The following is a 6896-nucleotide window of genomic DNA, read 5'->3' as shown; positions in this document are numbered from 1 at the left end:
CTGGCCAGCGCGGTCAGGGCCGCGGCGATCCAGGCGAGGGCGGGGCGGGCGGACGGTCTCATCGGTGCTCCTGTGGGCCGGGCGCGGTGCGTGCGCCTGCGTGTGCCGGAGCGTGGATGCAAGCCACATGCCAATTCCGCGAGCGGGCCACGGACGCGGACCTGCGCAGCCGCGGAGCATTGCGCCCGGATCCCGGGTGTTCCGATCCGCAACATCCTGTGCTCCGCCGCCACAGTGTTCGTCCGCAATGCGCCCGCGTTGGAGCAGCGCGGGCGCGAGCGCATGGGTTCGTGGCCCTGGCACGGGCTTTGCGGTGGGGTCGTGGTCCGGCACGAGTTGGTGCCGGAAGTCACACCACCCGGAAAAGCTTAGAAAGAAATCCAAGGAGGAGTCGATGATGAAGAACGACAGACGCGCGCGCACCCTGCCGGCGATGCTGACCGCCCTGACGGTCGCGCTGGCCGCGGCGGGCATGGGCGCCACGGCGCAGGCCGCGAGCGTGAGCGACGAGGACATCCTGAAGGATGCCGAGACGACGCATCAGGTCGTCACCAACGGCCTCGGCACCAAGGGTCAGCGCTACAGCCCGCTCGCCAAGGTCAATGTCGACACCGTGAAGGACCTCGTCCCGGTGTGGGCCTTCTCCTTCGGCGGCGAGAAGCAGCGCGGCCAGCAGTCGCAGCCGTTGATCCACGACGGCAAGATGTTCGTGACCGCGTCCTACAGCCGCATCTACGCGCTCGACGCCAAGACCGGCCAGAAGCTGTGGAAGTACGAGCACCGCCTGCCCGAGGGCATCATGCCGTGCTGCGACGTGATCAACCGCGGCGCCGCGCTCTACGGCGACCTGGTGATCTTCGGCACCCTGGACGCGCAGCTCGTCGCGCTCAACCGCGACACCGGCAAGGTGGTGTGGCGCGAGAAGATCGACGACTACAAGGCCGGCTACTCGATGACCGCCGCGCCGCAGATCGTCAAGGGCATGGTGATCACCGGGGTGTCGGGCGGCGAGTTCGGCGTCGTCGGCCGCGTCGAGGCGCGCGACGCCAAGACCGGCAAGAAGGTCTGGGTGCGCCCGGTGGTCGAAGGCCACATGGGCTACAAGTACGACAAGGACGGCAAGGAGATCGAGAACGGCATCTCGGGCACGACCAACGCCACCTGGCCGGGCGACCTGTGGAAGACCGGCGGCGCCGCGACCTGGCAGACCGCCTACTACGATCCGGACGTGAACCTGATCTTCATGGGCACCGGCAACCCGGCGCCGTGGAACTCCTGGCTGCGTCCGGGCGACAACCTGTACTCGTCGTCCACGGTCGCGGTCGACCCGGACACCGGCAAGATCGTCTGGCACTACCAGAACACGCCGCACGACGGCTGGGACTTCGACGGGGTGAACGAATTCATCGCCTTCGAGTACAAGGACCCGAAGAGCGGCAAGCTCGTCAAGGCGGGCGCCAAGGCCGACCGCAACGGCTTCTTCTTCGTCAATGACCGGACCAACGGCAAGCTGCTCGCCGCCTACCCCTTCCTGACCCGCATCGACTGGGCCAAGGGCTACGACCTCGAGACCGGTCGTCCGATCACCAACGACGACAAGCGTCCGCCCAATCCGTTTGCCGAGGGCGCGGCCGGCGAGGGCGGCAAGGGCAAGCCGGTGTTCGCCGCGCCGTCCTTCCTCGGCGGCAAGAACCAGATGCCGATGGGCTACAGCCCGGACACCGGCCTGTTCTACGTGCCCGCCAACGAGTGGGGCATGGACATCTGGAACGAGCCGGTGAGCTACAAGCGCGGCGCGGCCTACCTGGGCGCGGGCTTCACCATCAAGCCGCTGTACGAGGACTACATCGGCGCGATGCGCGCGATCGACCCGGTGAGCGGCAAGATCGTCTGGGAGGTCAAGAACAACGCGCCGCTGTGGGGCGGGGTGCTCAGCACCGCCGGCAACCTGGTGTTCTATGGCACGCCCGAGGGCTACCTGAAGGCGGTCAACGCGAAGACCGGCGAGGAGGCGTGGAAATTCCAGACCGGCTCGGGCGTGATCGCGCCGCCGGTGACCTGGGAAGCCGACGGCGAGCAGTACGTCGCGGTGGTGTCGGGCTGGGGCGGGGCGGTACCGCTGTGGGGCGGCGACGTCGCCAAGCGGGTGAACTTCCTCGAGCAGGGCGGCACCGTGTGGGTGTTCAAGCTGCACAAGAGCTGATCGCGTTGCCTGCGGCGCCCTCCGGGGGGCCGCAGGCCGCGGCACCGCACTCCCCGCGGCCCGGACGCGATGGCGCCCGGGCCGTGTCGTGTCGGGACGCCGCATGCGTGGCTGCGGTCGCGCCGCGAGAAAGAGGCAGGTTTTTCGGCAACATGGAGCATTTCCGATGACAAAGTTACAGCTATCCAGCTTCGCCACCGCGGTCGTGCTCGCGGTCGGCGTCGGTACGGCCGCGCATGCGGCCGAGCGCGCGACACCGCGCGAGGCGCGCACGATGTTCGAGCAGGCCGTGCGCTACATGGAGGAGAACGGCCCCGAGCGCGCGTTCGCGGCCTTCAACGATCGCCAGGGCGGGTTCGTGCGCAAGGACCTCTATGTCTTCGCGATCGACGACAAGGGTGTGTATCAAGCCAGCGGCGCGGCGCCCGAGGCGCTGGTCGGGCTGAAGGTGCTCGACACCACCGACGCGGCGGGCAATCCGCTGTTCCGCGAGATGATCGACGCCACCCGCGTCAGCCAGGAGGCGACGGTGCGCTACGTGTGGCTGAACCGCGCGAGCAACAAGGTCGAGCCCAAGGTCAGCTATGTGCGCAAGGTCGGGCAGTACGTGGTCGGGGTGGGCTACTCAGCGCCACGCGCGAGCGCGGACGATGCGCGCGCGATGCTCGAGCGTGCGGTCGCGGTGGCGCGCGGCGAGGGGGGCGCGCGGGCCGCGGCGCGCTTCAACGACCGCCGTGGCGACTTCGTCAAGGACGACCTCTACGTGTTCATGGTGAACATGGAGAGCGGCCGCTTCGAGGCGATGGGCATGAACCCCGCGCTCTCGGACACCGACGCGCTCGGCCTGCGCGACGCCGCCGGCAATCCCCTGATCGCCGAGATGATCGCCCGGCTGCAGCAGGCGGACGAGGCCACCGTCGATTACGTGTGGCGCAATCCGGTCACCAACGCGGTGGAGCACAAGCGATCCTACGTCCGCAAGGTGGGCAAGTCCCTGGTCGGCGTGGGGCACTATCTCGAGTAAGTGCAGGGTGTTGCTCCACCATGGAGCACATGCTCCGTGGTGGAGCAATATGGAGCAGAAAAAAGGGCCCGCGATGCGGGCCCTCTTCATTGGCGGGTGGATTGTCGGAGCGAATCTGCGCGGCTGGGGCGGCGTGGGCGTGCGAGCCCGGCTGCCCCGAAGGATCAGGGGGTGCGCTGTCTGACCCCGTGCGCGGCGAAGATCCTGCCCAGCTCGCCGGAGCGCTGCAGCTCGGCGATCGCCCCCGACAAGGCCTGCTCCAGGCCGCTGTGCTCCGCCTTGACGGCCATGCCGAGCGGCCAGGAGGCGACGCGCAGCTCGGGCATCGACAGGGTGTCGAGCGCGATCGCGGCGTCGCCGCCGATCGCCGTCTCCAGCTCGGAGCGCGCGCCCATCACCGCGGCGATCTCGCCGCGCTTCATCGCCGCCACCGCCTCGCCCACGTTGCGGAAGTGCGCGACGTTGGGCTGCAGGCGCCCGCCCAGGATGTGGCGCAGGAAGTCGCTCGCATGCGAGTCGAGCTCGGCGCCGATGCGTTCCTGCTCGAACACCGCGAAGCTGGCGTCGGCCGAGCCCCCCGGTGCGGGCACCCGCTCGGGCAGGCGGGCGAGCGCGATGGTCTCGAGGTGGTAGGGGCCGAAGATCTTCACCTGCTTGTTGAGTGCTGCGAAGCGCGGGTCGACGGGCACGTGCAGCATGACGTCGCCCGGCTTGTGGCCGAGGTAGTGGCCGCGCCAGACCATGTTGCGCAGGTCGTCGTTCATGTTCTCGTCGGCGGGAAACTCCACGACCTGCGGCTGCAGGCCGAGGCGCTCGGCGAGCGCGCGCCCGAGTGCGATATCGATGCCCTTGCCGGCGGTCGACCAGGGCGCGAAGTTGGCATAGACCGCGACGCGCAGCGTGCCCGGCTGCTGCAGCTCGAGTTCGGCCGCGGCCGCCCGCGCCGGGCTGGCGGCAAGGACGGCGAGCGCGCCGGCGGCGAGCAGGAAACGGCGGCGATCAGTTTTCATGGACGGTCTCCAGCCAGGCGCGGATGGCCCACATGGCCTCCTGGGTCAGCATGCCCTCGAAGGGCGGCATATAGACCGCGCCGTTGCGGGTGACACCGTTGCGCACCTTGCCGATGAAGAACTCGTCGGTGCCGTCGTCGGCGACGTCGAGCAGGCGCAGGTCGGGGGCGATGCCGCCGGAGACCGCGCCGAGGCCGTGGCAGCGCGCGCAGTTCTGATTGAAGGCGGAGTCGCCGATGCGGATCGCCTCCTTGTTGCCGCGGTAGGGGTTCACCGTGACCCAGGTCCCGCCGAGCTGCTTGAGCGAGGACGTGTCGACCGCCTGCGGCGTGACGTCGCCGTGGGCATGGGCCAGCGCGCTGGCGGCTGCAAGGGCGATCCCGGTCGCGGTGATGGCCAGGCGCTTGCGCAGGTTCTCCTTGATGGTACGAGTGTTCACCTTGTCTTCCTCTTCGATGTGGTGGTGTTTGGATCCGCTCCGGTTCACCCCGGATGGGAGTCCTACTGCAATCCCTGTGCCATGTGCGTCCGGCTGCCCAGGCATGGACGGCCCCGGGTTCCGGCCGCCATGCCGCGGTCGGCCTGGCAGGATTCCTGCTTGCTCCTTCGCCGGCGGAGCAGCGGATTTGTATCGATCCGCATCAGGTGCTACGTTTTGAATCGAAGTCGAAGAGTCACAAGAGGCGGTCGCCGGCACGTCGCGCGGCAAGGCTGCCCGGAGGAGACATGAAAGTCATGCAACAGACCGCGATGGCGCCGGCCGTCCGCGAGGACGCAGTCCGGCTGGCACGAGGCCAGTTTTTCGGGGAAGGGCGTGCGCCCGAGGCAGGCGTGTCCCCGCTCATCGTCGACTCGTGGCTGCGTTGCCGCGAGCGCGGAATGGCAGCCGACGACCGCGCCGAAGCCGAGCATGCGGGTCGCCTGCAGCTGGCGGAGGCGCGCGAAGGCAACCGCGGCCTGCTCGATTACGCCAGTGGGGTCATGGAACACGTGTTCGAGCAGATCCGTGCCTCGGGCAGCCTGGTGATCCTGTCCGATCCGCAGGGCATGATCCTGCACAGCCTGGGCGACGCGGAGTTCGTCGATCGGGCGAGCCGGGTGGCGCTGCAGCCGGGCGCGTGCTGGAGCGAGGCGGCGCGCGGCACCAACGCCATCGGCACGGCGATCGTGACCGAAGCCCCCACCGTGGTGCTGGGCGGCGAGCACTACCTCGACCGCAACGGCTTCCTGTCCTGCACGGCCGCGCCGATCCGCGATCCGCGCGGCGCGCTCGCCGGCGTGCTCGACGTGTCCTGCGAGCAGCGCATGCACCAGCGTCACTCGCTCGGACTGGTACGCTTGTCCGTGCAGCTGATCGAGAAGCGCCTCTTCGAGGCCGAGTTCGCCAACCACATCCTGGTCGCCTTCCACGAGCGCCCGGAGTACGTCGGCAGCCTGCAGGAAGGACTGGTTGCGGTGACGCCTGAGGGCCACCTGGCCGGTGCCAACTCGATCGCGCGCGAGTGGATCGGGCGTCGCGTCGAGTGCGGAGGTGGGGCCTCGTTCGCGGAGCTGTTCCGCCAGGGGCTCGGAAAGGTGGTCGACCGGGCGATGAACTCGAGCGACGCGCTGATCCGGCTGGGACTGCGCGATGGTTCCGAGATCCACGTTCAGCTGCGCTCGCTGCGCCCGCGCTTCACCGCCTTCGGCTCGGCCCAGGCCGGGGAGGGCATGCGCACGTTTGCCGCGGAATCCAGCCCGGCGGCGGTCGGCTCCGCACCCCCGGTGTCGGCGCCGGCGCCTGTGTCGGCGCCGCACGGGCCGATCACGCTCCACGATCTCGCCACCGGGGACGCGGGTATCGGGCGGGCGGTCGATCGTGCGCGGCGCATCCTGGGCAAGGACATTCCGCTGCTGATCCAGGGCGAGTCGGGCGTGGGCAAGGAGCTCTTCGCCCAGGCCTTCCACAACAGCGGGCCGCGCGCCGACAAGACCTTCGTCGCGCTCAACTGCGCCGCGGTGCCGGAGACCCTGATCGAGTCGGAGCTCTTCGGCTACGTCGGCGGCGCCTTCACCGGCGCGCGCAAGGAAGGCGCGCTCGGCAAGATCCAGCAGGCCAACGGTGGCACGCTCTTCCTCGACGAGATCGGCGACATGCCGCTCGGCATGCAGGCGCGCCTGCTGCGCGTGCTGCAGGAGCGCTGCGTGACGCCGGTGGGCTCGGTCAAGTCAATCCCGGTCGACATCTCGCTGGTGTGCGCGACCCACCGCGTGCTGCGCGATGCGGTAGCGCGCGGCGAGTTTCGCGAGGACCTCTACTACCGGGTCAACAGCCTCACCGTGACCCTGCCCGCGCTGCGCGAGCGCAGCGACATCCGCTGCATCGTCGAGCGCATCCTGGCCGCGGAGTGCCGCGAGGCCGGGCTGCAGGGCGTATGGATCGGCGACGAGGTCATGCGCTTCGTCGAGCGCCACGGCTGGCCGGGGAACGTGCGCCAGCTGCAGAACGTGATCCGCGTCGCGGTCGCGCTGCTCGACGAGGGCGAGCGCGAGATCCGGCCCGAGCATCTGCCCGAGGACCTCTTCCTCGCCGATCCGGTCGACGGCGGCAAGACGCCGCCGGCGGCCCACGCGGGGCCGCTCGTGGCGGCGGCGAGCGCCGCGCTGCCGCTGGCGGCCG

At 69.7% G+C, this 6896-nt stretch carries 5 protein-coding genes; 3 read left to right on the top strand and 2 right to left on the bottom strand.

Annotated features, from left to right (window positions below; translation table 11 throughout):
* The first annotated feature begins 394 nt into the window (after positions 1-394).
* Both C665_RS17275 and C665_RS17270 read left to right on the top strand, forming a co-directional pair.
* Entirely contained in the window at positions 395-2203 is a 1809-nt protein-coding gene (locus C665_RS17275) for a methanol/ethanol family PQQ-dependent dehydrogenase (RefSeq protein ID WP_004324243.1), read from the top strand.
* Between the two features lie 166 nt (positions 2204-2369).
* A complete protein-coding gene (locus C665_RS17270) occupies positions 2370-3227 on the top strand; it encodes a cache domain-containing protein (protein WP_004324241.1) in 858 nt (285 codons plus the stop codon).
* 164 nt (positions 3228-3391) lie between these two features.
* Here the strand turns inward: C665_RS17270 and C665_RS17265 are convergent, their stop codons facing one another.
* Together C665_RS17265 and pedF are read right to left on the bottom strand one after the other, a co-directional pair.
* The gene (locus C665_RS17265) at positions 3392-4237 is read right to left on the bottom strand and encodes a substrate-binding periplasmic protein (RefSeq protein WP_004324239.1); all 846 of its coding nucleotides are present in this window, start codon (positions 4235-4237) and stop codon (positions 3392-3394) included.
* Positions 4227-4676 carry a cytochrome c-550 PedF gene (gene pedF / locus C665_RS17260; protein WP_012585679.1) on the bottom strand — a complete coding sequence of 150 codons (450 nt, stop codon included), beginning with the start codon at positions 4674-4676 and terminating at the stop codon, positions 4227-4229. The genes C665_RS17265 and pedF overlap by 11 nt, the downstream gene beginning before the upstream one ends.
* A 287-nt stretch (positions 4677-4963) precedes the next feature.
* On the opposite strand from pedF, the gene C665_RS17255 reads away from it, so the two are divergent.
* A partial coding sequence (locus tag C665_RS17255) for a sigma-54-dependent Fis family transcriptional regulator (RefSeq protein ID WP_004324235.1) occupies positions 4964-6896 on the top strand: 1933 nt, incomplete at its 3' end.

The organism is Thauera aminoaromatica S2 (genome assembly GCF_000310185.1).
Lineage (GTDB): Bacteria > Pseudomonadota > Gammaproteobacteria > Burkholderiales > Rhodocyclaceae > Thauera > Thauera aminoaromatica.
The sequence above is the reverse complement of the archived record's forward strand: the minus strand, read 5'-3'. Positions and strand labels throughout refer to the sequence as shown.

What these genes read in the sequence shown, in the direction of transcription:
- C665_RS17270 (WP_004324241.1), top strand. Translation starts at nt 2,370, where the DNA reads ATGACAAAGTTACAGCTATCCAGCTTCGCCACCGCGGTCGTGCTCGCG.
- C665_RS17275 (WP_004324243.1), top strand. Translation starts at nt 395, where the DNA reads ATGATGAAGAACGACAGACGCGCGCGCACCCTGCCGGCGATGCTGACC.
- C665_RS17265 (WP_004324239.1), bottom strand. Translation starts at nt 4,237, where the DNA reads ATGAAAACTGATCGCCGCCGTTTCCTGCTCGCCGCCGGCGCGCTCGCC.